The following is a 26,367-nucleotide window of genomic DNA, read 5'->3' as shown; positions in this document are numbered from 1 at the left end:
AACCTGAAGAGGCTGCCGTGCAGCCAGAGGGAAAAATGGCCTATACTTATCGCAAATTTTCTTGCTAAGGGATAGCCGTCAATGCTCGCAACGCTTATACAGCATGCATCGCCGCTCACCATGTCTACCATGGCTAAGCACATTCTGGCTGTGCTTCCCAAGCTGGATAAATTACCGGATAAGCTTTCCGATAAACCCGAGGTTTTTGGTACAGGTGTACTGGAAGCCATATTGATGCGTCGCGAGATGCAGCCAGGGGAAATCAGCAATACACCGATTGCCGGCAACCTTGAAAACGGCGCATTATGCGTCTGGGCCATGGTCGATTCAAGCAAATCCGTATTCGACCAGCAGACAGCCATGCGGAAAGCGGTGCAATTGTTGTTGGAGGAAAGCCCTGCGGAAATTCATCTTGTGGTTTACGGTAATAGCGGTGAGAAGCACGCTCTCGTACAACTGGCGATATATACGGCGTGGGTTAACGGCGCCCTGTTACCATCGCGGAAAACCGACAGAAGAGGTGCAGAGGCACGGCCGCTTGCTCATATTGTACTGCATGGATATGACGAGCCGGACAGTTTTGCGCTATTGAAGGCCAAAGCGGAAGGCAATCTGCTCACCCGCGAACTGACGGTGCTGCCTCCCAATGAACTTACCCCATCACTTTATCGCAAACGTCTCTCCAAGCTCGCAAGCAGTGAAGGCTGGAAGCATACTGAACTCGATGTTAACGCACTGCGCAAGATAGGTGCGGGTGCATTTATCGCCGTGGCACAGGGCAGCGATACGGAAGACGCTGCCATTGTGCATTTGCAGCGCCGGGTCAAGAATGCGGCGAAAACCGTAGCGCTGGTTGGCAAAGGCATCTGCTTCGATACCGGGGGCCACAATTTGAAACCCGCCCGGCACATGCATGGAATGAACGAGGATATGAATGGTTCGGCAGTAGCGCTGGGATTGCTCACGGCTGCAACGCGCGCCAATATCCCGGTAAATATCGATTGTTGGCTCGCCATTGCCCAAAATCTCATCAGTCCTCATGCTTATAAGCAAAACGATGTCATCCCCGCATTAAATGGAACTACGATCGAAATTATCCATACCGATGCCGAAGGCCGGATGGTACTGGCGGATACGCTGACTCTGGCGGCGCGCGAGAAACCCGACGTAATGATTGATTTCGCGACATTGACCGGGAGCATGCATACAGCGCTCGGATCCCGCTACAGCGGGATTTTCAGCAACCGGGATGATCTGGTGCAAAAGGCCTTAGCTGCAGGGAAATCAAGCGGCGAGCGAATCTGGGCGTTTCCGTCCGATGCCGACTATGACGTGGAGCTCGAAAGTAAAATCGCGGACATCAAGCAGTGCACACTGGAGGGCGAAGCCGATCACATTCTCGCTGCCCGATTTCTCAACCGGTTCGTGGACGATTTGCCCTGGTTGCATATGGACCTCTCCGCGAGCAATAACAAGGGCGGGTTGGGGGCCGTCGGAAGCGACGTTACCGGCTTCGGGGTGGCGTGGGGAATTGATATGCTGGCGTACCTGTGCGGCGGCTCTCCGGCAGATAATTCGATTGCCTCTTCCAAGGGATAATTGTTTAAGGATGAACTTCTTGAAATTCATGGCCAAGTTTATGTCCGGTCAGTCAATTTGCAATATGATCTTGCCGGTCGTGTGGCCGGTTTCGATCAGCCGATGAGCTTCGGCAGCATCTTGCAGCGGCAGCGCATGATTTATATGAATTTTGAGGATACCCTGCTCGAATAGTTTTGCGCCGCGCTCAAGTATCCGGGTTTGTTCGACGCGCCTGGAATGCAAGCCGAAGTAGAGCGGAGCCGTCATTTGCACATACCCGATGATCAGGTTGCGCAGTCGTGCCGTATTGGTATATTTGCTGTCGCAGCCGGCCGATAGGAGTGTCACGATCCGGCCGTATAGCTGGGTTGCAGCGAATGATTTGCAGAACGTTTCTCCGCCCACCGTATCCAGCGTGAGCTGTACACCCGAGCCGCTGGTCCAATCCATCACGGCTTCAACAAAATCCTGCTGGCTATAGTTGATCGCCAGGTCCGCGCCCAGGGACCGCACAAACACCGCCTTTTGGGGACCTGAAACCGTGGTTGCCACGCGCGAATCGAAGTAACGGGCAAGCTGAATTGCAATATGACCAACGCCGCCCGCCCCCGCGTGGATCAGCGTTGACTGGCCCTTCTGCAAATCGCCGCGGTCCAGCAGGCCTTCCCATGCCGTAATCAATGCCAGCGGTATGCCGGCGGCTTCCAGCATGGAAATGTTTTTGGGTTTCAGCGCAAGATAATCTTCCCGCACGACTGTGTATTCGGCATAAGTGCCTGGTGCGCCGCCCAAACCATTGTTGAAGAAAAATACCTCATCGCCTGGCCGCACGCGTGTGACCGAACTGCCGATCGCTTCCACTACCCCGGCGCCATCGCAACCGAGGATCGAAGGCAAATTGCCGGGGTAGTACATATTGAGTCTACGCACTTTGGTATCGATGGGGTTCACGCCGGCGGCATGGAGCTTTACCAGTACATCGGATGCATCGGTGATTCCGGGTTTCGATACGTCGGCAATTTTTAATACATCCGGATCACCCGGAGTGTTCATCAGCACGGCTCTCATGATTTTTTCCTTTATCGCGGTATGTATTATGAGTTTCCCGTTGGGGCGGTGGCCGAAATGCCGGTGCAGGGAACGCGATAGCGCCAAACGGGGATATGTTAAACTTGACACCTTGATTTTACGAGAGAAATAAAATGTCCGGCAATACGCTTGGTAAGCTGTTTTGCGTGACCTCATTTGGCGAGTCCCACGGTCCAGCCATCGGTTGCGTAGTGGACGGGTGCCCGCCGGGGATGGAATTGTCCGTAGAGGATATCCAGCGAGATCTGGATCGCCGGAAGCCCGGTACTTCACGCCATGTAACCCAGCGGCGTGAAACTGACACAGTGGAGATTCTATCTGGCGTGTTCGAGGGCAAAACCACGGGAACACCTATCGCGCTGCTGATCCGCAACGAAGATCAACGCAGCAAGGATTATAATAAAATCATGGACGCGTTCCGTCCCGGCCATGCGGACTACGTCTACTGGCAGAAGTATGGGATACGTGATTACCGCGGCGGGGGACGCTCTTCAGCCCGCGAAACCGCCGTAAGGGTTGCGGCAGCCGCTATTGCGAAAAAATGGCTATTCATGAAATATGGTGTGGTCATACGCGGCTATATGTCGCAATTGGGACCAATCGAAATTCCATTCAAACAATGGAAAGCGGTTACTCAGAACGCATTTTTTGCCGCTAATGCGGACGTGGTTCCCCGTCTGGAAGAATTCATGGATAAGCTGAGGAAATCGGGTGATTCGGTGGGCGCTAAAATCGCCGTAGTAGCGGAAGGTGTGCCGGTCGGCTGGGGTGAGCCAGTGTACGATCGCCTGGATGCGGAAATTGCGTATGCGATGATGAGCATCAATGCCGTCAAGGGGGTGGAAATCGGTGCCGGGTTTGCGGCGGTGGCTCAGAAAGGGACTGAACACTCCGATGAGATCACGCCAGAGGGATTTCTGAGCAATAACGCTGGGGGCATACTCGGGGGCATCTCCAGCGGCCAGGATATCGTTGTGAATATCGCCGTCAAACCCACTTCCAGTATTCGCCTTGCGCGACGCTCGATAGATAAGGCTGGCAATCCGGTGATAGTTGAAACTCACGGCAGACACGACCCCTGCGTTGGTATTCGCGCGACTCCCATCGCTGAAGCAATGTTGGCGCTGGTACTGATGGACCATGCCTTGCGCCATCGTGCGCAAAATGCGGAAGTCATGTGTACGACACCGAAAATCCCTGGCAAGACGGCTGGTTAGCCGCCTCGATTTAATATCAGCCGATTTTTACTATTATCCGGAAGACTCGAAACCTCCAAACTTCTGAAGGGCTCGATATTCAAGTAATGTTCCCGCTTGATTGAGGGGAAAGCCAGGGGAGGAACTTCGGGCTTCAGTCGCGTATGCTTCCTTCCTCCTTATCCTCCTTCCTCCTTATCCGTCCCAGGCGCTTACTCGGATTGATCGTTGTATCAGTGCCTGGGGCTATACCTTTAAATAATCCCTGAAAGGTGATTCATCGGCCGAGGCAGGGATGCCTATAAGGAATCCCTGGGCATAGTCGATCTGCATATTTTCCAGCACAGAAAGCGTAGCCGCAGTTTCCACGAACTCGGCCGTTGTCTTCTTCCCGAACCCTCTCGCCACATCGCACAGGGCTTTGACCAGGATCTGATCATCCGGACTATCGGCCAGATTGCGGATGAACGAGCCGTCGATCTTCACAACGTCAATCGGAAGCTGCCTGATGTAATAGAAGGAGGAAAATCCGACGCCGAAATCATCCAGCGTAAAACTGCAACCGAGTTTTTTAATCGTTTGCATGAGTTCCTTCGCCGCGGGCAAATCCTCCAACGCTGCCGTTTCGGTTATTTCGAACATAAAGTTTGACGGATCTGCGTCATAGTGGCTAAAGGCCTCGTTCAGGATTGATAACAACTCTGGATCATGAAACGCATGGGCCGACAAGTTTATCGAGAATCGGACGCGCTGCCCGCGATGCTGGATTTGTGCTGAGTGCGCAATGGATTTTCTCAATACCATGTGATCGATGGCATGAATAAGTCCAGTTTGTTCCGCCGCCGGTATAAAAAGATGAGGAGCCAGCACTGTCCCGTCATCATCGATCATGCGCAGCAGCACCTCATAGTGATCGATGGTCTTGTCTCTAATATGCATGATGGGCTGGAAGTGGAACAAAAACTGATCATGCAAAAGGGCATACTCGATTTTTTCCTTCCAATATACGAGGGTATGCATGCGCTCCCGGGTCTTCTCCTCATTGGAAAACAGGTGCCATCCCCCCCGTCCCGCTTCCTTGGCCTGATACATCGCCAGGTCCGCCGCTGCCAGCAGATCATGTACATTGTTTCCATGCTCGGGAAAGAGTGCGATGCCTATGCTGGCAAGTGCCTTGTGGGTTCGGCCGTTTACGGATATCTTTCCCTGGCTCAGGCACGCAAGGGCGTTTTTTGCCACTTCTATTGCACCTTCCGCAGTGGTTTGGGGCAAAATTACCGCGAATTCATCTCCCCCCAGACGCCCGAGTATATCCACGTTGCGGATACTGCTGAGCAACATGCGCGCAACCATCTTCAGTAACGCATCGCCCGCCTGGTGTCCGCTTGTATCGTTGATATACTTGAACTGGTCCAAGTCGAAAAAGAGCAGTGCGCCCGAATGTTTGTAGCGGGCGGCGAGATTCAGCATCTGTTCCAGCTCTTCCTGAAACCGGCGGCGGTTAAACAAATCGGTCAGCGGGTCATGATCGGCCAGCCAGGCAAGCCGGCCTTCTGCCCGTTTGTGTTCCGTCATATCAAGGCCGACCGATAATATCGCCGGGTCATCGGCTGTATGCCGCGTCAAGCGGGAATGCAGCCAAAGGATATTTCTTACCGATGTGTCCTTACCCAAAATATTGGCTTCGTGGCGCAGTTGATCTCTTCGCTCGCCGCGTATTTCCTCAAGATGAGTGCTTAGATCGTGCAGATTCCCGTCAAGAGCGAAAAGACTGATGAACGGCTTTCCTTTCAGCTCCTTTTCTGCGTATTGAATGAGTGTTTCGCCGTGCGCATTTAATGTGAGGATTTCACCATTTGCATTTTGCGTAATCACAATCACCTGCGCTATATCCAGCAGATGTGTAATGAAGTCCCTCTCTTTGCTCAATTCATCCATTTTTCTCGCCAATATCCGCGTCCTGTCGGCGACCTGCTCTTCGAGTTTTTCGAGCTGATAAGACAGGGCGACCGCTGTTTCGTCCAGCATATCAATTTCATCTTTAAGCAATTGTTTCTGATTGTCGGAATAAAGTGCGGTACGAAAATCCTGAAAACTACTGCGAGCGAGCAGCGGTAGGGTAAAAACGATGTGCTTGAGCCGGGATAACGGCTTTGTAAGGATGACAAACAACAGGATTTCGGACAGTATGAGCCCCACCAGTCCTATCATGACGCTCTGCTGTGTCGAGCCTTGAATGGTGCGTATTGTGGAGGTGATATCGGAGACGACTATCAGCTTCGCTTTATCCAAGGCACCAATTTTTTCCAGGCGTAGCGGTTTTACCTGAAAGTACTGGTTGTTCCAGAAAACCTGAACACCCGGTTCCAGGCTATCGAAATCCCTGTATAGCTCAGCGGCTTTATTGAGAATTGCAACGTTCATCTCCCTGCTGTGCGCCGCGACCTGAAAATTCCAATTTGCGATCCTCATATCGCTACTACTGGCCCTGTTACCCTGTTCTTTCAGCAGCAAGCCGATATGCGATCCTGAAATATCCTTGAATCCCAGAACGACATCGACCAGGGGAATTCCTATCACGACAACGCCCACATTATTCCCCTCCACCAGCAATGGCGTCACGGCGAATTGCGTACAGCTTTTCTCACAACTGAGGGGGCTGATAGGCTGCTCTCTCGCATTGGCTTTTCCGACCCAGCCCAGCATTACATTTTCTTCAGCATAAGATTCCGAATGTCCCCAATTCGCCAGGAGCCGATTGGCGCTGTCATAAAAACGGATCATTTCGATATCCTTGTTAAGCTGCAAGGGCGCCCAGTAGGGATCGAATGTTTGAGCGATGTTCGCCCCGTTATTTGCGAGCAAAGCGGTATTCATCCCTTCCAAAAAAGGGATCAATTGGGCGAGCTGATGCAAATTCTGTGAGATCTGATCAATTAACCCCTCAACTTCGCGGGCATAACGCTGATGCTGCACGTCTCTTTGATTCTCAAAGTCATGCATTAAGCTTCGGTATGTAATCGCGGTGAACGAAACGACGATAGCGATCAATATCAGGCTGCTTAACAATAAAACTTTCCACTTGAGGCCAAGAAACTTTCGGTCAGGGTTTGCGATGCCGCCAAGCTGAACCATGCCTTTTTGTGGATTCTTTCCCATCAGGTTGGGCTAGAAGCGGTAAGAACCGAGGATGGAGAATAGATTCCAGTGTTGAGCCAGGTCACTGGAAACGGGATTATCGAGCGTGGAGAGCCAGCCGGTCCCATTCACACGATGATATTCCGCACGGAGCATGAACTCCGGCGTAATGCTCCAGCGCAGACCGACAGTGATATCCTTGGCGAAACGGTTGTAGGCCTGGCGTCCTGCCCTTGCCGCCGCCCACTTCGTCCCATGGGGATCGCTGCCATCGGTATACAGAACATCGTAGCGGACGATCCCTTCCCACTCCGGGGTAATGCGATAAGCTCCCTGGAAATAATAGCTTTCTCCGGTAAAATCCATGTTGGGCAGAGCTGGACCGAAGTTCTTGTATTCAAGGTGTCTTAAAGCATATTCTGCAGTGAGGCTCCAGCGCTCCGCGTTATACTGCGCGGAGAAAACCAGTGGGGTAAAGCGAACCGAACCGTCTTTGAGGACGTCTCCCGTCCCTGGAGAGAAGCCCATATTAAGCTGAGTAGCACTTACTGCAAAGCGAATACGCCCGCCATCGAGTTCGTAGTTCACCCGGCTGACATAGGATATCTCCGGCGTCAGGTGGCCGGAAAATAGTCTGCCGAACACCGCTGCCTCAGCTTCTGTTCCACGGACCAGTGGGCGTACAACCCCGCCCTGGAAGGAAATGTCACCCAGATCCGAGCGGTATTCGCCATATAAATGCATGCCGTCCGCAGCGATGGCGAGCTTGCGTGTACGGTCAAAATAAATGGATTGAGGCAGCAGAATGCTCGGCCGCGTGAAAGGAACATCGCGTGTGTCATTATAAAAACCCAAGGGATTTTTCATTCTGCCCAGGCGTATTCCCAGTTGACCGTTTTCTCCGGTGTAATAGGTATAGTCCACGAACCCATAATCGAGCCGGATATTGCCGGTGCTGCCCTTGCCCGCCCAGCGGGACAGCCCTTGCACCGAGAATTGCAAATTGGTCAAGGGCCGCATCGAAGCATTCAGCCCGAGTTCCCGGAAATCAAAGCTTCCGCTATCCGAGCTGCTTTTCCCAAACACATTATTATCCGAACTTTTCAACCAGGATTGGCTGGCGAAACCATGAATTTGCAGATTCTGCGGCAGATTTTGTGGCATTGGCAGTTTTTGAGCGTTAGCGCCACCGCCCCAAAAAAGAGTCGACATGGCAATCAGCCCTGTAAGCCACGAAAAGCGTGCGCGCCGGCGGCTATTTGATCTGGAGTACATTGACTCGGCCATCTGTTTTGGATTTGGTTAAATAACCGATTGCCCCGGGCGTACCGGCAACCCGTGCGAGCATTTCTTCGGGGGAAGCTACAGTATCGGGCGCCTGGCCTGTACCTGAAAATACCAGCCGATCCCAGGCCGAACGCAGTTGGTATGGAAAAACGTTGAGCTTTTCCTTGGAAAAAGCAGCATGCAAAGGGGCATCATCGGCCATCACAAACACCCTGATGGCCGTGCCGTCCGACCAGGTGTGAAGGCGCATGCCGAAGATGGCACGCAAGGAAGTCTTGGAAAGCGTTTTCTCGGCAACGCTGGGGTTGGCTATGACCTCGTAGGGCTCAGTTGCCGACGCAATGCGTGGAGCAAATATGCTGAGCAACAGGCATACCAGGAAGAGATAACGGCCAGAATTTCTGTTAATTGTCACAATTGGTATTATTTATCTGGCATTCTTTTGATACATTGAAATCGGCTGAGCGCGGGCTGCCCGGTAGAAAATGAATTGGACTGCCAATCTTGAAATGCACGGATAGGTGGAGCTTGCCCCTGAGGTGTTCTATTCCAGGGTTTGGGTTTTTGTATATTGTACCGATGAAGCTTCTCGCGACCGCTTCGCAGACGCCGGCCGTACTCTGCCGTAATCGGTAACCAACTGCCAAAACTGGTAGTGGTTTGTATACATCCTTTCCAACATTTGGGCTAAATCGGTGTAATAGGGACGGCGAAAGCCATGGTGATCGATTATCGGTCCAACAGGGTCGAGCTGTAACCCATAAAGTCCCAGTAATCTATTCAAGGCAGGTTCCATAACCGACAACCAGTGGTTGATATTGTGTTCGACCGACATGCGGATAATGCCGACGGCAAGCGCCAACATGGGGTGGGGGAAGCGACGTTGAACCGTGGGGGACCATTTTTCGACGCGCGTTCCATTCTCCAAAGCGTGGAGTAGTTCATCTCTTCGCCGGCTGAACCGGCGTACAACGACCAAACGCGATATCTCTCCAGTGTTTTGCCGCGGCAATTTGCTGGTATCCATCAGCGCGGGATCAAATCGGGTATGCAGTTCCGTAGGAAACAATTTATTTGAATCAAGAGGATCCGATTGTATCAACCGCGCAGTTCCAACAAATTCACCGGATGGGCGATGCCGCAGTAAAATGTGCGATGAATGGCGGTCATAGTCGTCGCTTTCCATGTTCTCGGGATAGCTTGCGGCCTCAAAACCGGGGGCCCGTTGCTCGATACAAAGAACCTGATAGCGCAGTTGAAAAACCTTACATAACAATTCCGGGGAATTGGCATCGATAATTTCAAAGTATTCGTTAAAGGCGGCAACCACGTCGTTCATTAATAGGACTCAAGTCACTTTAGTTAAAATGCGAATTTACTACCGTGTGTAATCACCATCAGTTGGATGCAGCCTGCGTTTGAGCACATTTATTCCGCTCCCACTGCAACGGGTATGGAGGAGCTTCTGGCAGAGGTTTCCAACGACGGCTCACAGGATAACTGATGCATAAACTCTCCATTGCGGGAATAAAGGGCAATTATCCATGCGTTTGGGGAAATAGGGTCTAACGCGCGCACTGCTGCACTTATGAGAGAATTTTGGAAAAATTGATTTTCCGTATGTGGCGGTAGAAATCGGATGGAAGACTGGATATTAACGGCGAGAATCTGCTTCACTTTATTGCGGCACGCATTATACGGATTCATCTTTTTGTTTTCCGTTTCTGGCCGGTAGGTTTTATGGCAATGGTCTGAGGAATACTCAGCGATTCTCTGCTGACCCGAGCCAATGGACACCGCTATATGACCACGGATTGAGATTCATGAGTAGCTGTAAGATTTTACAGCTAGGAATTATCGGAACCGTCGCCGACCAATAGCTGTGGCTGGTGTCAAAGAAATCAAGATGACGTTTTCGATAGTGTATTTACGCAAACAACATTTTCAGACTGATCTGTTTTCGCCCATGGCGCAAGGGATTTATCAGAAGTTCCATTACTTGACTGCTATAATTGGACGAGTTGGGGTCTTTGCGGCGCTGAATTTCAGAAATCCCCGGCTCCAGAAGCTGGAGCGCTGCGTCTTTACGGGAAAAATGCGGACGTGTTTAAGTATGGTGCCCAGAAGAGGACTCGAACCTCCACAGTGTTGCCACCGCTAGGACCTGAACCTAGTGCGTCTACCAATTCCGCCATCTGGGCAATGGAGAGAGTGGTCCCGGGTTGGGGACAGAGGCGCAATTTTATAGGAAACCGTCGCTTTGTCAATTAAGAAGAAACACAAACTCCGCGACCTTGATCCTTATCTTCAGCGCGAGAAAGAGCGTTACACACACGCGCTGCCGAGCCGGGAATTCATACTGCAAATTCTGAAAGAGCAGGGAATTCCCGTCAATGAGAAAGCGCTGCATGATCTGCTTCAGATCTCCGAAGAAGAAAACGAAATTTTCGACCGCCGCCTTTCTGCAATGTTACGCGAAGGACAGATCATGCGTAACCGCAAGGGCGATATCTGCGTGGTCGAAAAGCTCGATCTTATCAAAGGCAGGGTTCAGGGGCATGCGGACGGCTTCGGCTTTCTGATACCTGATGATGGCAGCCCGGATCTGTTTCTGAGCGCCAAGGAAATGCATAAAGTATTGCACGGTGACCATGTCATGGTGCGCGAAACAGGCGTGGATCGCCGCGGCCGCAGGGAAGGCACTATTGTCGAAGTGCTTGAACGGGGTGTGACACAGTTGGTCGGAAGGCTTCATGCCGACCACGGTGTTCTTTATGTGGAGGCGGAAAACAAGCGCATCAGCCAGGATATCCTGATACCCCGGGAAGAATCCATGGGCGCCAATGCGGGCCAGATAGTGATGGTAGAGATCATTCAACAGCCGAGCAAGCATGCGCAACCTATCGGCCGCATCATCGAGGTGGTCGGGAATTACACCGCACCAGGCATGGAGATTGAAATTGCGCTGCGCAAGCACGATCTGCCGCACCAGTTTTCTCCGGAGATCGAAAAACTATCCGCCAAATTCCCCGGCGCTGTGCAAAAGAGAGAGCTAACGAACAGGGAGGATCTTCGGCATTTGCCGCTCGTCACTATAGATGGTGAGACGGCACGAGACTTTGATGATGCAGTGTATTGCGAGCGCGACGGAAAGGGATACAAATTATATGTTGCAATCGCTGACGTCAGTCATTATGTACGCCCTCTTGATGTGCTCGATCGGGAGGCGTTCAACCGGGGTAACTCGGTTTACTTTCCGCGGCGCGTCATTCCGATGCTGCCGGAAGTGCTTTCCAATGGGCTGTGTTCGCTTAATCCGCAGGTGGATCGTTTATGCATGGTTTGCGAGATGAGCCTGGATGATGCCGGCAATTTCCGCGAGTACCGTTTTTTTCAAGCGGTAATGCATTCCCATGCCCGGCTTACTTATACCAAGGTGGCCGCGATGCTGGAGGATCCGAAGGGTGAGGAGGCCAGGCATTACGAAAGCCTTCTTCCTGGTATCCAGCTCCTTTACAAATTATTCAAGGTGTTGCTGAAAGCCAGAAAGAAGCGAGGAGCGATCGATTTCGAGACCATTGAAACCCAGATGATTTTCAACGATCAGGGGAAAATCGAGCGTATTCTTCCGGTAAAGCGCAACGATGCCCACCGTTTGATCGAAGAATGCATGCTTGCGGCGAACGTATGCGCATCGGATTTCCTGCAGAAGCACAAGCAACCAACCCTCTATCGCATCCATGAAGGACCTACACCGGAAAAGCTGGTTGCCTTGCGCGATTTTCTCAAGGAATTCGGTGTGCAGCTAGGCGGAGGGAATCAGCCCACCGCCAAGGATTACGCGAGAACGCTGGCTAAAATCAAGGATAGGCCCGATGCGCAACTGTTGCAAACAGTGATGTTGCGATCCTTGAGCCAGGCGGTTTATAGCCCCGACAATATTGGTCACTTTGGTCTTGCATACGAGTCTTACACGCATTTTACTTCACCTATCAGACGTTACCCTGATCTGCTTGTCCACCGCGCGATCAAAGCGGTACTGAACAGTTCAGTATATTCTCCCGGCGACTGGCATGAGCTGGGCGAACACTGCTCACAAACAGAGCGCCGTGCGGATGATGCCAGCCGGGACGTAGAGTCCTGGCTCAAATGCTATTACATGCAGGACAGAATCGGTGAAGATTTCGATGGTGTTATTAGCGGTGTGACCGGTTTCGGGCTTTTTGTGGCACTGGACGGGATTTATGTGGAAGGGCTGGTCCATATTTCGGAGTTGCCCAGCGATTATTTCCATTTCGATGCTGCAAAGCACATGCTGCTGGGTGAGCGCAGCGGCAGGCGCTACCGTCTTGGAGACCGAATCAGGGTCAAACTGGTTCGCGTCGATCTGGAAGCCAGCAAGATTGATTTCGTCCTGGCCGCAGATAACCACAGATAACGCTGAGGATGTCCAGCAGCCGCCTTATATTTGGATTCCACGCTGTTGTGAGCCGCTTGCGGCAGAATCCGGCAAGCATCAAGGAGATATTCCTCGATGCTGCCCGTCATGACCAGCGTGCCCGCGATTTATCCAAACTCGCCCAAGCACAGGGCGTGCGGTTGATCCCCTGCGATAGCGCGAGGCTTGCGGGCATGGCTGGCGAAGCCCGCCATCAAGGTGTGGCGGCAAACATCGATCCATCCCGCAGTCATATCGATATTGAGGATGTACTCGATACGCTTACTGAGCCTGCGCTGCTTTTGGTACTGGACGGCATACACGACCCGCATAATCTGGGCGCATGCCTGCGGGTTGCGGATGCTTTTGGCGTGCACGCTGTGATCGCGCCGAAAGACCGCGCCGTTGGGCTTACCGCCACTGTGCACAAAGTCGCGAGTGGGGCTGCCGATGCCGTACCGTATATTTCCGTCACCAATCTCGCTCGCACCTTGCGGGAATTGAAACTGCGCGGCATTTCGGTAATTGGGACGACGGCTGATGCCGACAGCGACCTTCATTCCGCCAAACTCGGCGGCTCTATCGCATGGGTGCTCGGTGGGGAAGAAAAAGGCATGCGGCGGCTGACGCGGGAAACATGCGACCACCTTGTAGCCATTCCCATGCTGGGCAGTGTGGAGAGCCTCAACGTTTCGGTCAGCGCCGGTATATGCCTGTTTGAAACACGCCGACAGCGCTCGGTGGTCGGCAAGCCTCAGGGACCCTCTGAATAGTTTCGCGGAGCGCCTGGTAAAAAATTGGGAGTAATCAGAAGGTGCGCAACGGGCGCACGACGCAGGTCTTAGCCAAGTCAACGCTGCCAGGGAACGCAATAGGTGGTGCGAAGCGCCGCCTGCTTTGCGGGTGGTTTACCTTCCCAGGCTCGTAGCGAAGGGAGATAGGCCATTCACGTCCCCGCCTTTCACGCATCCCAGCCCGCAACGCCGCCGCGCCCGTATGGGGCTTGTCCGCACCGGCTTATAGAGTTCCCTCAAGAAACGAAAATTCCTATACATCGCGGCCGATTGATATTTCCATCCTGGTTCAGTATAGTACCGAGCTTTTCAACCTGAAGCCGGTGTGTGGTGATCTACTGCCGAATTCAGGTTCAAACCCTTGCCTCACCACGTCCGCATCGCGGGAGGCTTTACCCATAAGGAAATTGCATGCGACATTACGAAATCGTTTTCATTGTTCACCCCGACCAGAGCGAGCAGGTTCCCGCCATGGTAGAACGATACCGGGGCATTGTAACCGCAAGGAATGGCCGGGTTCATCGTTTTGAAGACTGGGGACGCCGCCAGCTAACTTATCTGATTCAGAAGGTTCATAAAGCCCATTACGTACTGATGAACATCGAGTGCGATCAGGAAACATTGGATGAACTGGATCATGCCTTCAAGTTCAATGACGCGATATTGCGTCATCTCACCATCAAGATGGACGGGCCGGTGACCACGCCTTCACCAATGATGCGCGACGAAAAGACCAAACCAGCTGGTCCGCCATCAGAGGACCTGAGGGAAACAACGCTTGCCATCGGCCAGACAAAGTAATTGAACTGCAACCAGACTGCAATTTGCGGCAAAATTGTCGAAATTGCTAGCCTGCGTTACACCCCGGCGGGCGTTGCGGTGACGGAATTCAAAATCAGCCATGTATCGAGGCAGATCGAGGCGGGCAGATCACGTCAGGTCGAGTGTGAAGTTTCCGCAGTGGCGTTGGGACAAATGGCTGAAATCATTTCTAGGGTAACGGCAGGGACCGCGGTGAAGCTGGTCGGTTTTCTGGCAAAAAAAAGCCGCATGAGTTTGCAATTGGTATTGCACGTGAACAATATCGATCCCGTTTAACATATTCATATTAAAAAGGTAAAAGGTTATGGCTCGTTTTATTTCAAAACGGAAAGATGTCAAGGACAAAGATAAGGACAAGAAGCTCGGCCGGCCTTTGTTCAAACGCAGAAAATTCTGCCGATTCACTGCGGAAGGCATCAAGACGGTGGATTATAAGGATGTCGATTTGTTGAAGGACTTCATTAATGAAAATGGCAAAATCATTCCCGCCCGCATTACCGGCACAAAATCGCGCTATCAGCGCCAGCTGGGCATTGCCGTTGAGCGTGCGCGTTTTCTTGCATTGCTTCCCTATACTGACCTGCACTGAGGAGCAATAAATGCAAATCATACTAATGGAAAAAGTGGTTAATCTCGGCCAACTGGGTGATGTGGTCAAGGTAAAAAATGGCTATGCACGAAACTTCCTCATTCCCCAGGGAAAGGCGAAGCGCGCCACACAGGCTGCCATAGCCGAGTTCGAGGCGAAGCGCGCGGAGCTGGAAAAAACTCAGGCGGATGTACTGGCAGCCGCCCAGGCGAAGGCAGCCAAACTGGACGGTTTGATGGTACAGATTACCCAGAAAGCGGGGGTGGATGGCAAGCTGTTCGGTTCGGTTACTAACGCCGATATTGAGGATGCGCTGAAGGCCCACGGTTTTGACGTTGAGCGAGCAATGATACGTATGCCGCAGGGGTCCTTGAAGCAGGTGGGTGACTACCCTGTCACAGTTTCGTTGCACAGTGACGTTTTGGCGAATATTGTGGTGTCAGTTCTGGGGGAAGCCGTTTCCTGAACGGTTCACCGATCCAATCAAACAAGGGGGCTGTTGGCTGTTAACAGCCCTTTTTATTTTTTCGGCCATCATCGGGATGGTAGAATCTCTCCGATTCTTACAAGGTCATATAGAGCCTATGGCTCAATTCCTTACGACCAGCAGCGATCCGTTGCTTGAATCCTATAAAATGCCGCCGCATTCCGTCGAAGCGGAGCAGTCTGTGCTGGGCGGATTGATGCTGGACAATCAGGCGTGGGATAAGGTGGCTGATATCGTCACCGAGGATGATTTTTACCGGCAGGACCATCGCCTCATTTATCGCCACATCTGCAAGCTGGTTGAGCATAGCAAGCCAGCGGACGTGGTGACCGTTGCCGAATCACTCGAAATATCAGCCGAGCTGCAAAATGTTGGAGGACTGGCTTATATTGGAGTAATGGCGCAAAACACGCCGTCCGCGGCCAATATTCGGCGATATGCCGAAATTGTGCGAGAACGGTCGGTCATGCGCAGGCTTGCTCAGGTTGGTTCGGAGATCTCCGATTCCGCATATGCGCCCACCGGGCGCTCCGCTGCGGACCTGCTGGATGAGGCCGAAGCCAAAGTCTTTGAAATTGCCGAGGCAGGGGCGCGCGGAAAGCAGGGTTTTGTCGATATTCAGCCGCTCCTGAAGCAAGTCGTCGAGCGCATCGAAACACTCTACAATCAGGATAACCCCAGCGACGTAACAGGAATTGCCACCGGATTTCCCGATCTCGACCAGAAAACTTCCGGTTTTCAGCCGGGGGATCTGGTCATTATCGCGGGCAGGCCGTCCATGGGCAAAACCGCATTTTCACTAAATATAGCTGAACATGTGGCGCTGATATTGCAGAAACCGGTGGCAGTGTTCAGCATGGAAATGGGTGGCGCGCAATTGGCCATGCGCATGCTGGGCTCGGTGGGGCGCCTGGATCAGCATAAAGTTCGTACCGGCCGTTTGCAGGATGAGGATTGGTCCAAGCTCACCCATGCGCTCGGCAAACTCAGTGATGCGCCACTCTTCATAGACGAAAGCGCGGCATTGAACGCCCTGGAACTCCGGGCGCGGGCACGACGGCTTCATCGCCAGCACGGAGAGTTGGGATTGATCGTGGTGGATTATTTACAGCTTATGTCCGCATCCGGGCAGGGAGAGAACCGGGCGACCGAGATCTCGGAAATTTCACGTTCGCTGAAAAGTTTGGCAAAAGAATTGCATGTGCCCGTAGTCGCGTTATCCCAATTGAACCGCAGTCTGGAGCAGCGCCCGAACAAGCGGCCGGTCATGTCCGATTTGCGTGAGTCGGGGGCCATCGAACAGGATGCGGATCTGATTCTTTTTATCTATCGGGATGAAGTCTACAATCCTGAGACACAAGACAAGGGGATTGCGGAGATCATCATAGGCAAGCAGCGTAACGGACCCATCGGTAAGGTTGATTTAACCTTTCTGGGTGAATACACCCGCTTTGAGAGCTACGCCAAAACGGGACACTATTAGCACCTCTGCCAATCAGCCGTGGAGCTGCTCGATGCCGGGTCAACCCTATAGCACGTCAGCCGCGTAATCCGCCAATCTGGACCGCTCGCCACGTTGTAAGGTCACATGTCCGCTGTGATTCCATCCCTTGAAGCGGTCCACCACGTAGGTCAATCCCGAGCTTCCTTCCGACAAATACGGCGTATCGATTTGCGCGATATTGCCCAGGCACACTACCTTGGTAGTGGGGCCAGCGCGGGTGATAAGGGTTTTCATCTGCTTGGGTGTGAGGTTTTGCGCTTCGTCGATTACGAGGAATTTGTTGATAAAAGTGCGCCCGCGCATAAAATTGAGTGACTTTATCCTGATACGGGAGCGAATCAGATCTCGCGTCGCGGCGCGTCCCCATTCGCCTGCATCAGCATCGGTTTTATTGAGAACATCAAGGTTATCTTCCAACGCGCCCATCCATGGCGTCATTTTTTCTTCTTCAGTTCCAGGTAAAAAACCGATGTCTTCACCCACAGGAACGGTGACACGCGTCATGATGATTTCCGAATAGACCTTATGTTCGAGTGTTTGCATCAGGCCGGCCGCCAGCGTGAGCAGCGTCTTCCCTGTGCCCGCCTGGCCCAGGAGGGTGACGAAATCGATCTCCGGGTTCATCAGCAGATTGAGGGCGAAGTTCTGCTCACGGTTACGCGCAGTGATACCCCAAACGTTATTTTTTTGGTGAGTGTAATCCTTGAGTGTTTGCAGGACCGCTGTTCTGCCGCTGTGCTCTTTGACCTGGGCATAGAACGGTTTGTCATGTTCCAGATAAACGAACTGATTGACCAGAAAGTTCGTGCATAGCGGACCATGCACGCGGTAAAAGGTGTATCCGGACTGCTGCCATGACTCCATTTCCTTGCCGTGCTGGTCCCAGAAATCCGCTGGCAATTCCTGCAACCCGGAAAAAAGAAGGTCGGTGTCCTCAAGCACCTTATCGTTGAAGTAGTCCTCCGCAGCCAGCCCCAGCGCCCGCGCCTTGATACGCATATTGATGTCTTTGGAAACCAGCGCAACGGTGCGGTTCGGGTAGGTTTCGTGCAAGAACTTCACGACACCGATGATCTGATTGTCGGCGCTGCCGCTGGCCAGTCGCATAGGCAGGACGCTGCTGATGGCCTGTGTCTGGAGGAACAATCGCCCCGTCGCGCTTTTGCTGCCGTGCGGTTGCAGTGAAATTCCCTCGTCGATATCGCTTATTGCGCTGCTGACGATCTCATCCAGAAACCGGCTTGTCTGGCGCGCGTTGCGAGCCACTTCCGACATTCCTTTCTTATTATTGTCGAGCTCCTCGAGCGTGACCATGGGGATGTAAACATCGTGCTCCTGGAAGCGGAACAGGCTCGTCGGGTCATGCATCAATACGTTGCTGTCCAGCACAAACAGCTTGGGAGTGGTCCGTAAGCGCGTGACCGTCGAAACGGAAGAAGAAGGGGAAGAAGCCGATTTTCTAGATGCCATGTTTCTCCCGTGGCAGTGTTTTCACGTACTCCAATACCTCTTGAACATGGCCGGGTATCTTGACGCCCCGCCACTCTCTTCGCAATATTCCTCGTGAATCAACTACAAAAGTGCTGCGTTCTATGCCCCGGACCTGCTTGCCGTACATGTTTTTCATTTTCATGACACCGAACAATTCGCAGATGGACTCGTCCCCGTCACTCAATAATTCAAACGGAAAATCCATTTTCATCTTGAATTTTTCATGTGATTTGACGCTGTCGCGCGAGATGCCCACAATCTCGGAATCAAATTGGGTGAATTCCTTATATGCATCGCGGAAATCCTGCCCTTCAGTCGTGCAGCCTGGCGTGTCGTCCTTTGGGTAAAAATAAATGACCAGGTTTTTGCCGGAGGTATCCGATAGCCTGAATGTCTTGTTACGAGTGGATGGAAGTTCAAAATCAGGAACAGGTTGATTTAACATGGGAGGGCGCTCATTCATTTTAACGATTAGCGTGCTGAATTTTCATTCTTGCATGGTAGGATGGCATAAAGCAAATCGGGCGTAAAGGCAGAGGCTTTAATCGAGCGAAAGAAGCTGCCACGCAACGGTCGATAATACTTCCATTGGCAATTCCCTGATGGGGTATGTAGGTGTGGAGTAGCTCTGCTTAAAGACCGGCTTGCCACCCAACAGCTTGTTGTCAACCACCGGGTAGCTGCTATTGAATGATCAAGGTTAAGAATGTGCTTATACGGCTCAAATACCCGGTATCTGTTCTCGTACCGCATCAGCCCAGCAATTAGGGGTTTCAAATAAGCGCACCCGTTCCAGCCTAAGGTGGTTGCCGTAAGTATCCTGATAGGCGGCATCCAGTATTCGGAATGCGGTAAGCGCGAGATTTTCCGCGGTGGGTGGCATGTCCAGCACAACTGTTTTGTGGTTTTGGAGAGATTGGAGGAATTGCAGTACACTTACATCTTGCGAATACACAAGAAATGCATGGTCCCATTTATCCACCAGTGTAATGCTGGCAATGCGCTTTACTTCCGAGTAATCCATCACCATCCCTTGCTCGGGGGCGCCCGCCTCGGTGATAATGTCACCTGACAGGGTAATTTCGATAGCGTAACGATGGCCGTGCAAGTGGCGGCATTTGCTGGTATGGGAAGGAATGCGGTGGCCGGCATCGAATTCCAGCCTGCGTGTGATTAACATCGGTAATATTGTAACATTTGCAGCAGGCTTCCAAAATACTGAATATTGCTGACCACAGCCGTGACAGCGTGGGGATGACTTACGTCTACCCTGTGGTGTCGCGCCGCGCCGGGGGTGTCTCGATTGGGGTCAATCTGAATCCCAATAATGCCTGTAACTGGCGTTGCATTTATTGCCAGGTTCCAGAACTCAAGCGCGGTACGGCGCCCGCGATCGATCTGGCCAAGCTCGAAGCAGAGTTGCGGGCTTTTCTGCAGGACATTCTGTACGGTAGTTTCATGCAGGCTCAGGTAATGCCGGAAGCGCGGCGCATCAACGACATTGCGCTATCCGGCAACGGCGAACCTACCAGCGCCAGGGAATTCGAGCAGGTAATTGAACTGATCGGAAAGGTAAAGGCCGATTACGATTTGCCCGCCGAGCTTAAACTCGTGCTGATCACCAACGGTAGCCTGATTGATCGGCCCGGCGTGCAGCGAGGGCTACATCGGATGTCGGAGCTTAACGGCGAAGTCTGGTTCAAGCTGGACAGCGCAACCCGCGAAGGGAGGCAATCCATTAATAACACAAAGATGAGCTTGATCCGGATGCGTGAAAACCTGCGGCTGGCTGCGTCGCTATGTCCGACCTGGTTGCAAACGTGTGTGTTCCACATCGATGGCATATCACCCGCCCAGGAGGAATCGAACGCCTACCTCAAACTTTTAGATGAATTTTTGCAAGAAGGGGTACCGCTCAAGGGGGTACTGCTGTACGGCCTCGCGCGCCCGTCCACGCAACCGGAGGCGGCGAGGCTCACAAAGATCAGTCAGGAGTGGATGGATGCGTTTCAGGCGGAAATCCAGGCTCTGGGACTGCCCGTCAAACTTAATCCCTGAGTTGTTCTAAGGAACCCTGGAACCTCTGAACAAGTCCCGAATCATGGATACGATTACGTTAATCCGACAAGCCTGAACAGCCAGCATTATTTATTTTGCTTGGCAGCCTTCTTCAGACTCTTGTATCGATCAGGGTCCTGACTTTTAAGCATTGCGGCGACCAACAGGTCATCCTTTCTTATTTTTGTCAGGTCGATGTGCTCGATATGCACCAGCCGTACAAGCTCTCTCACCGGTCTGGGCATGTTCCGCCCGCTTTCGTAACGGGAGCCGCCGCTTTGGGTAACGCCGACCTTGCTCCAGAAGTCATGCTGGTTAAGGCCCAGTTTGCGCCGGATTTCACGAGGATTCGATATTTCTTCAAAGAGTTTCATGAGTCAGCTCTCAAAATGGCTTATGGTTGAGTTTATGGTTGGGGTTATGTTATAGGATTATTGCACATACATAAATTTAATTTGTTTTATTATTCTATGCAAGTATTTTAAATGTGCGCTAACGGACTTTGGGAGGACTTTTGTCATACTTGTGTTCCCAAGCGTCCTGCTTATCATATTGCATAACAGGCATCGCGGTGCTTCATGCGTGAAGAAACAACCCGATCGGGGGTCAGGCCCGGCGCCGGATACAGGTATGACTAACCATCGTGGCTGGTCCCGCCCCTGCCGCGATTGATCATCCCCTCTACAGTTCAGGTTCCAACTCAGTAATGCCCCGGCCCGCGCTGGCGTCGCGCTTTGATTTGTTCAGATGTTCCTTAGTTTTCCCCTGGTTAATGAGGTAGAATTACAGGTTAACATTCTTCAATATCCGTATCTGTTGCGTATCGCTGGTAACCGTTCCCCGACAGGGAGAAAATTGATCCGGCATACAATTCTTTGCTTGCGCAGAGATCCTTATTCTCAGTGTAGAAGAAAGTATCGGTAATCGTGACACTTATTGTTCAGAAATATGGCGGCACCTCCGTGGGCAGCACCGAGCGCATAAAAAATGTCGCCCGCCGCATCGCAAAATTTCAATCTCGTGGCCAGCAAATCGTGGTGGTAGTCTCCGCTATGAGCGGTGAAACGAATCGCCTTATCGCGCTGGCGAGGGAAGTTCAGGCGCATCCCGATCCGCGCGAACTCGATGTCATGGTCTCGACAGGTGAGCAGGTTTCGATCGCTCTGCTGTCAATGGCACTGATGGATCTGGGTATCAAAGCGAAAAGCTATACCGGCCCGCAGGTGCGAATATTGACCGACAGTGCATATACCAAAGCGCGCATCCTGAAAATTGATGAAGATAAAATACGCGCCGATCTGGATGCCGGCTATGTTGTAGCGGTGGCGGGATTCCAGGGCGTGGACGAGGTCGGCAGCATCACAACGCTGGGTCGCGGCGGATCCGATACCACTGCTGTTGCGTTGGCGGCTGCGCTGGGTGCCGATGAATGTCAGATTTATACCGACGTGGATGGTGTGTACACGACCGACCCGCGTATCGTGCCGGAAGCCCGCAAACTCGCAACGATTACTTTTGAAGAAATGCTCGAAATGGCGAGTCTGGGTTCCAAAGTATTACAAATCCGTTCGGTCGAATTTGCCGGAAAATATAAAGTTAAGTTAAGGGTGCTGTCGAGTTTCGAGGAAGAAGGTGAGGGCACCCTTATTACTTTCGAGGAAGAGAACATGGAGCGCGCCATCATTTCAGGTATCGCATTCAATCGTGACGAGGCCAAGATTACTGTGCTGGGTGTGCCGGATCGTCCTGGCATCGCTTACCAGATTCTGGGCCCTGTCGCCGATGCCAATATCGATGTGGACATGATTATCCAGAATGTCGGCCATGACGGGATGACGGATTTTTCGTTTACCATCAATCGTAGCGAATTCACCAGGACCATGGATATTCTGAAGAATCAGGTCCAACCTCATATTGGTGCGCGCGGAGTCATCGGCGGAGACAGGATAGCCAAAGTGTCCGTGGTGGGCGTAGGGATGCGCTCCCACGTTGGCATAGCCAGTACAATGTTCCGTGCGCTGGCGGAAGAGGGCATCAATATCCAGATGATTTCCACTTCCGAAATAAAGATCTCGGTGGTGGTCGATGAGAAATACATGGAGCTTGCGGTGCGCGTGCTGCATAAGGTATTTGAACTGGATCACGTATCCTGATGCTTCATACGCGCAGTTAATACATTAGCTGCCGCAAATGTCCATGTTTGACCGAGAAGTGGTAAACCGCTATTCTAGCGCGGTATTGTGGAGAGATGGCCGAGTGGTCGAAGGCGCTCCCCTGCTAAGGGAGTATAGGCTCAAAAAGCTTATCGAGGGTTCGAATCCCTCTCTCTCCGCCAATTGAAATCGCTTATTTGTAAGTCCCCCTAATACCTTGAAAGGTAATGGGGTTTCAGCGGTTCTAAGTCCTGTATTCCGATGATATTGAAATCCCCCCGGAAAAACGAGTTTAAGTACGGCACGGCGGTCACACAACCGCCCGGAATTCCAGAGTTTATGCGGGTTTGAGATAAAATCCAGAGCGGTTCTAAGTGCCGCATCGAATGAGCGCGTCGGGCGCAGAGATTGGCCGGATTTTTCGACCAGAACGGCTTTATCAATTTCGAGTTTCTTGAGCCGGGTTTCATACGCCTTAATCATCGAGTCGCTAGCTTCACGCTACGCGCAAGATGTGCGCTGTACTACAAAATGTGCCATTTTTCCGTCCAGCGCATCTTGGCAAGGGAGAGCTGCGCTCTCCCGTTGCATCCCTCTGGCTCGTGGCGCTTCCGTTCGTTACTCTCGCGCCATGCACCGTCTGGTCGTTGCATCACCATTCAGGGGGAGCCTTCAAGCTCCCCCGACGCCCCCAATGACCGAGGGAGAATTCTATCCCTCCGGACACCCATCGACCAAGCTGTGCATTGGATGCGCCCAACCTCATCGCGCTTGGATGCCGATGGCGGCGAGTATTATCATTTTCCAGTCACTGATCCAACTATTCGCTGCCACTTTTATGGCTAGGACCTAGAAAACTGCTACCGTCAGCAGCCTCTACATCAGTGTAAGAAATACTCTTCTTAAATAATTATTTCTCTACAGTCACGGAAACTTGGAAAACATTATCACATGGATCTCCCTTTCGGCGGCCTTTAGGGCTCCCTTCGTGACCGTTGCAGCCTAGGCTGTATTCGCCGCTTCCGCTAAACAACACCAAACTTTGTAAATCAATTCCGCCCTGCTGGCATCTCGGATTGCAGCACGTTGCATATCGGGGAATGTTGTTTTTTGAATATGCTGTTTCCCTGTAGCTTTCCTTTTGCAGATAGTCACCGCACGGGTCTTGTTTAATTACCACCTTGAGCGATTTAATATCTGGAAACGCTTCATTCGGATTATTGGTTGTACCTAAGAATGGCGAATATGCTGCCATTAACGTCGCTCCAGATCATTTAGAAGATGTTTAATCATAAAGTATAAAGCGACCCAGCGAACCGCCGAGGAAAATTAGCTTAAGAAGGAGTCCGTTTCCTGTAAAAACAGTAGCTTGGAAAATCGGGTGCAATCAGGTATAATAGGGTATGGAATCGGGTTATAACGGACGGGCTATGCAAGAACCTAAAATTGCCATTACGCAAGAGCTTTTAAAGCTTATTGCCGAAATTGACGAGTTTAAGGGCAAGTGGGAGGCCCTTAGAAATATGTCGCCAGAGCGACTGCGTCAGCTTCGTAAAGTGGCAACAATTGAAAGCATCGGATCATCGACCCGGATCGAGGGCGCAAAGCTTACCGATATGCAGGTGGAAACTCTGCTATCCAATATAACTGCGATCTCTTTCAAAACCCGGGACGAGCAGGAAGTGGCTGGCTATGCGGAGTCGATGGATATTATTTTCCAAGCCTACGAGGATATGGCTATCACCGAGAACCATATCCGCCAGCTACACCAGCCCCTCTTGCGGCATAGCAACAAGGACGAACGCCACCGTGGGGATTACAAGAAGCTTGATAATCACGTTGTCGCCATAGATGAGCATGGCAAGGAAATTGGTATTGTCTTTGAAACCGCCACGCCATTCGATACCCCCCGCGAAATGGAAGAATTGGTGCGGTGGGTTAACAAGACCATTGCAGAAGATAGCCTTCACCCCCTTTTAATCGTGGCGGTCTTTATTGTCGTGTTTCTGGCCATTCACCCGTTTCAGGATGGCAATGGAAGGCTATCCCGTATCCTGACAACGCTCATGCTGCTCCGTGCCGGATATGTTTATGTACCCTATGCTTCGCTGGAAAGCGTTGTCGAAGACAATAAGGATTTGTATTACAAGGCGCTGCGCCGCACCCAAACCACCCTTAAATCCGATAACCCTGATTGGGAGCCTTGGCTAGGGTTTTTCCTGCGTTGCTTGAAGAAGCAGAAGGTTAATCTTACCGCCAAGATCGAAAAAGAGATAGCTTCGGATGATACTGCCTTACCGGCGTTGTCCATTCAGGTCTTGGGTCTGCTGAAAAAACACGAGCGACTTACTATCACAGAAATGGTCAAACATACCGGTGCAAACCAGAATACGCTAAAAGTGCGCCTGAGAGAATTGGTTTCGATGGAACGGATCCAACGTCATGGTAAAGCCAGAGCTACTTGGTATGTATTGGAGCCGAGAGAGAAAAATAAATGATCTCTCCTTTATTTTATGGATTTAGATTAAATACAGGCTTTCAACCAATTTTGAAATATGAGAAGAAGTGAAGCAATCGGATTTAACAGCAAGGTTTGTACAACGACCTCAGAACTATGCATGGTTTTTGGGTGCAGGTGCTTCCAGAAACTCTGGATTACCTACAGCTACAGACATTTTGCTGGATTTGAAAAGGCGTTATTATCGCCAAGAAGAAAATCAAGACATTTCTCCGCAGGATATTCAAAACGAAGCTGTGCAAACGCGTATTCAAAGTTTTATGGACTCACGGGGCTTTCCTGCTCGGTGGTCTGAAAATGAATATACCACCTATTTTGAAAAAATTTTTGGTGAAAATACAGAACGGCAGCGTCAGTACATAAGTGCGATCCTTTCTGAGGATAAGGTCGCGTTATCTGTCGGCAACCGCGTCCTCGGTGCATTAATGAGCGAAAAGCTATGCCGTGCCGTTTTTACTACAAATTTCGATACTGTGGTTGAAAAGGCCATTGCAGAAATGAGCGGCAGGTCTTTGTCTGCATATCATCTAGAAGGCGCTCACAACGCAAAAAATGCCCTCGACAATGAAGAATACCCTTTTTACTGCAAACTCCACGGCGATTTTCGCTATGACTCTATAAAAAACTTCAGTAGTGATTTAGAAAAACAAAATGACGCGCTCTCAGCCTGCCTAGTCAATGCTGGAAACAGATTTGGATTTATCGTGGTTGGTTATAGTGGGCGTGATAAAAGTGTTATGGAGCTTTTTCATCAGGTTCTTGAAACGCAAAACCCATTTCCGCACGGCTTATACTGGACCGGTATCAAAGGAACATCAATTAATCCCGCCGTCACCGTGTTTTTAGAAAAAGCCCGCAATAAAGATATCGATGCGCAATATGTGGAAATTGAAACCTTTGATTCTTTTATGTTGCGGCTATGGCGAAATATCGATGGAAAACCGCCTCAATTAGATACAAAAGTCCGGAAGGCACGCCTTTCCGAAGTCAACATTGAACTTACACCTTCGGGACAGCAAGGGCCTGTCCTGCGGCTTAATGCTTTTCCGATTTTATCGACACCCCAAAAGTGTCTGTCTCTAACATTCAAATCGCCAAAAGATTGGGGTGAATTAAGGGAAGCAACTTGAGGTTCCCTTGGTTTTTCGTCTTCCAACAGGTGTGATTTACGCTGACAGTTGTTTCTTCCGCTGAGCAGCCAGCCAGTCATCAAGGAACTGCA

At 51.5% G+C, this 26,367-nt stretch carries 23 protein-coding genes and 2 tRNA genes; 14 read left to right on the top strand and 11 right to left on the bottom strand.

Annotated features, from left to right (window positions below):
- Positions 1-81: 81 nt before the first annotated feature.
- Positions 82-1,599 carry a M17 family metallopeptidase gene (locus BMX00_RS11330; RefSeq protein ID WP_090829136.1) on the top strand — a complete coding sequence of 506 codons (1,518 nt, stop codon included), beginning with the start codon at positions 82-84 and terminating at the stop codon, positions 1,597-1,599.
- Positions 1,600-1,647: 48 nt separating this feature from the next.
- Here BMX00_RS11330 and BMX00_RS11325 read toward each other — a convergent pair whose 3' ends face one another.
- Positions 1,648-2,760, bottom strand: coding sequence for a zinc-dependent alcohol dehydrogenase family protein (locus BMX00_RS11325; protein WP_245728023.1), 1,113 nt, complete (start codon positions 2,758-2,760; stop codon positions 1,648-1,650).
- Positions 2,761-2,783: 23 nt separating this feature from the next.
- Between BMX00_RS11325 and aroC the strand changes: the two genes are divergently transcribed.
- Positions 2,784-3,887 carry a chorismate synthase gene (aroC, locus tag BMX00_RS11320; protein WP_090829134.1) on the top strand — a complete coding sequence of 368 codons (1,104 nt, stop codon included), beginning with the start codon at positions 2,784-2,786 and terminating at the stop codon, positions 3,885-3,887.
- A 225-nt stretch (positions 3,888-4,112) separates the two neighbouring features.
- Here aroC and BMX00_RS11315 read toward each other — a convergent pair whose 3' ends face one another.
- From BMX00_RS11315 to BMX00_RS11290, 5 genes are all read right to left on the bottom strand, one after another.
- On the bottom strand, positions 4,113-7,025 hold the full coding sequence (locus BMX00_RS11315; protein WP_090829133.1) for a bifunctional diguanylate cyclase/phosphodiesterase: 2,913 nt from the start codon (positions 7,023-7,025) through the stop codon (positions 4,113-4,115).
- 9 nt (positions 7,026-7,034) lie between these two features.
- Positions 7,035-8,216 carry an OprO/OprP family phosphate-selective porin gene (locus tag BMX00_RS11310; RefSeq protein WP_245728022.1) on the bottom strand — a complete coding sequence of 394 codons (1,182 nt, stop codon included), beginning with the start codon at positions 8,214-8,216 and terminating at the stop codon, positions 7,035-7,037.
- Positions 8,217-8,259: 43 nt separating this feature from the next.
- Positions 8,260-8,706, bottom strand: a complete 447-nt coding sequence (locus BMX00_RS11305) for a type 2 periplasmic-binding domain-containing protein (protein WP_342707156.1) — start codon at positions 8,704-8,706, stop codon at positions 8,260-8,262.
- Between the two features lie 129 nt (positions 8,707-8,835).
- Entirely contained in the window at positions 8,836-9,630 is a 795-nt protein-coding gene (locus tag BMX00_RS11300; RefSeq protein WP_090829131.1) for a PEP-CTERM/exosortase system-associated acyltransferase, read from the bottom strand.
- A 775-nt stretch (positions 9,631-10,405) separates the two neighbouring features.
- Positions 10,406-10,492, bottom strand: a tRNA-Leu gene (locus tag BMX00_RS11290).
- A gap of 59 nt (positions 10,493-10,551) precedes the next feature.
- On the opposite strand from BMX00_RS11290, the gene rnr reads away from it, so the two are divergent.
- The 7 genes from rnr to dnaB all read left to right on the top strand — a co-directional run bounded on the left by rnr (position 10,552) and on the right by dnaB (position 16,904).
- Positions 10,552-12,729 carry a ribonuclease R gene (gene rnr, locus BMX00_RS11285; RefSeq protein ID WP_090829129.1) on the top strand — a complete coding sequence of 726 codons (2,178 nt, stop codon included), beginning with the start codon at positions 10,552-10,554 and terminating at the stop codon, positions 12,727-12,729.
- Positions 12,730-12,737: 8 nt separating this feature from the next.
- The gene (gene rlmB / locus BMX00_RS11280) at positions 12,738-13,502 is read left to right on the top strand and encodes a 23S rRNA (guanosine(2251)-2'-O)-methyltransferase RlmB (RefSeq protein ID WP_090829128.1); all 765 of its coding nucleotides are present in this window, start codon (positions 12,738-12,740) and stop codon (positions 13,500-13,502) included.
- A 432-nt stretch (positions 13,503-13,934) separates the two neighbouring features.
- A complete protein-coding gene (gene rpsF, locus BMX00_RS11275) occupies positions 13,935-14,324 on the top strand; it encodes a 30S ribosomal protein S6 (protein ID WP_090829127.1) in 390 nt (129 codons plus the stop codon).
- The gene (priB, locus tag BMX00_RS11270; protein ID WP_090829126.1) at positions 14,325-14,621 is read left to right on the top strand and encodes a primosomal replication protein N; all 297 of its coding nucleotides are present in this window, start codon (positions 14,325-14,327) and stop codon (positions 14,619-14,621) included.
- A gap of 28 nt (positions 14,622-14,649) precedes the next feature.
- Complete coding sequence (gene rpsR, locus BMX00_RS11265; RefSeq protein ID WP_090829125.1) at positions 14,650-14,934, top strand: 30S ribosomal protein S18; 285 nt, start codon at positions 14,650-14,652, stop codon at positions 14,932-14,934.
- 10 nt (positions 14,935-14,944) lie between these two features.
- Complete coding sequence (gene rplI, locus BMX00_RS11260; RefSeq protein WP_090829124.1) at positions 14,945-15,400, top strand: 50S ribosomal protein L9; 456 nt, start codon at positions 14,945-14,947, stop codon at positions 15,398-15,400.
- A 118-nt stretch (positions 15,401-15,518) separates the two neighbouring features.
- On the top strand, positions 15,519-16,904 hold the full coding sequence (dnaB, locus tag BMX00_RS11255) for a replicative DNA helicase (protein ID WP_090829123.1): 1,386 nt from the start codon (positions 15,519-15,521) through the stop codon (positions 16,902-16,904).
- Positions 16,905-16,949: 45 nt separating this feature from the next.
- On the opposite strand, the gene BMX00_RS11250 is transcribed toward dnaB, so the two are convergent.
- The 3 genes from BMX00_RS11250 to queD form a co-directional block, all read right to left on the bottom strand.
- Complete coding sequence (locus BMX00_RS11250) at positions 16,950-18,395, bottom strand: PhoH family protein (protein ID WP_090829122.1); 1,446 nt, start codon at positions 18,393-18,395, stop codon at positions 16,950-16,952.
- Positions 18,385-18,861, bottom strand: a complete 477-nt coding sequence (locus tag BMX00_RS11245; RefSeq protein ID WP_090829192.1) for a peroxiredoxin — start codon at positions 18,859-18,861, stop codon at positions 18,385-18,387. Before BMX00_RS11245 ends, BMX00_RS11250 begins: the two co-directional genes overlap by 11 nt.
- Positions 18,862-19,137: 276 nt before the next feature.
- Entirely contained in the window at positions 19,138-19,596 is a 459-nt protein-coding gene (gene queD / locus BMX00_RS11240; RefSeq protein WP_090829121.1) for a 6-carboxytetrahydropterin synthase QueD, read from the bottom strand.
- A 74-nt stretch (positions 19,597-19,670) separates the two neighbouring features.
- Here queD and BMX00_RS11235 point away from each other — a divergent pair, with 74 nt between their 5' ends.
- Positions 19,671-20,474, top strand: coding sequence for a radical SAM protein (locus BMX00_RS11235; RefSeq protein WP_090829191.1), 804 nt, complete (start codon positions 19,671-19,673; stop codon positions 20,472-20,474).
- An 86-nt stretch (positions 20,475-20,560) separates the two neighbouring features.
- Here the strand turns inward: BMX00_RS11235 and BMX00_RS11230 are convergent, their stop codons facing one another.
- A complete protein-coding gene (locus BMX00_RS11230; protein WP_090829120.1) occupies positions 20,561-20,848 on the bottom strand; it encodes a helix-turn-helix domain-containing protein in 288 nt (95 codons plus the stop codon).
- 552 nt (positions 20,849-21,400) lie between these two features.
- Between BMX00_RS11230 and BMX00_RS11225 the strand changes: the two genes are divergently transcribed.
- Together BMX00_RS11225 and BMX00_RS11220 are read left to right on the top strand one after the other, a co-directional pair.
- Positions 21,401-22,627 carry an aspartate kinase gene (locus tag BMX00_RS11225; RefSeq protein WP_090829119.1) on the top strand — a complete coding sequence of 409 codons (1,227 nt, stop codon included), beginning with the start codon at positions 21,401-21,403 and terminating at the stop codon, positions 22,625-22,627.
- A gap of 89 nt (positions 22,628-22,716) precedes the next feature.
- A tRNA-Ser gene (locus BMX00_RS11220) sits at positions 22,717-22,809 on the top strand.
- Between the two features lie 728 nt (positions 22,810-23,537).
- Here BMX00_RS11220 and BMX00_RS11215 read toward each other — a convergent pair.
- Entirely contained in the window at positions 23,538-23,882 is a 345-nt protein-coding gene (locus BMX00_RS11215) for a hypothetical protein (RefSeq protein ID WP_090829118.1), read from the bottom strand.
- Between the two features lie 148 nt (positions 23,883-24,030).
- Here BMX00_RS11215 and BMX00_RS11210 point away from each other — a divergent pair, with 148 nt between their 5' ends.
- Together BMX00_RS11210 and BMX00_RS11205 are read left to right on the top strand one after the other, a co-directional pair.
- On the top strand, positions 24,031-25,125 hold the full coding sequence (locus tag BMX00_RS11210) for a Fic family protein (protein ID WP_245728021.1): 1,095 nt from the start codon (positions 24,031-24,033) through the stop codon (positions 25,123-25,125).
- Between the two features lie 67 nt (positions 25,126-25,192).
- Positions 25,193-26,275, top strand: a complete 1,083-nt coding sequence (locus BMX00_RS11205) for an SIR2 family protein (protein WP_090829117.1) — start codon at positions 25,193-25,195, stop codon at positions 26,273-26,275.
- Positions 26,276-26,367: the final 92 nt, after the last annotated feature.

Source organism: Nitrosovibrio tenuis, assembly GCF_900109785.1.
GTDB classification, from domain to species: Bacteria; Pseudomonadota; Gammaproteobacteria; order Burkholderiales; family Nitrosomonadaceae; genus Nitrosospira; species Nitrosospira tenuis_A.
The sequence above is the reverse complement of the archived record's forward strand: the minus strand, read 5'-3'. Positions and strand labels throughout refer to the sequence as shown.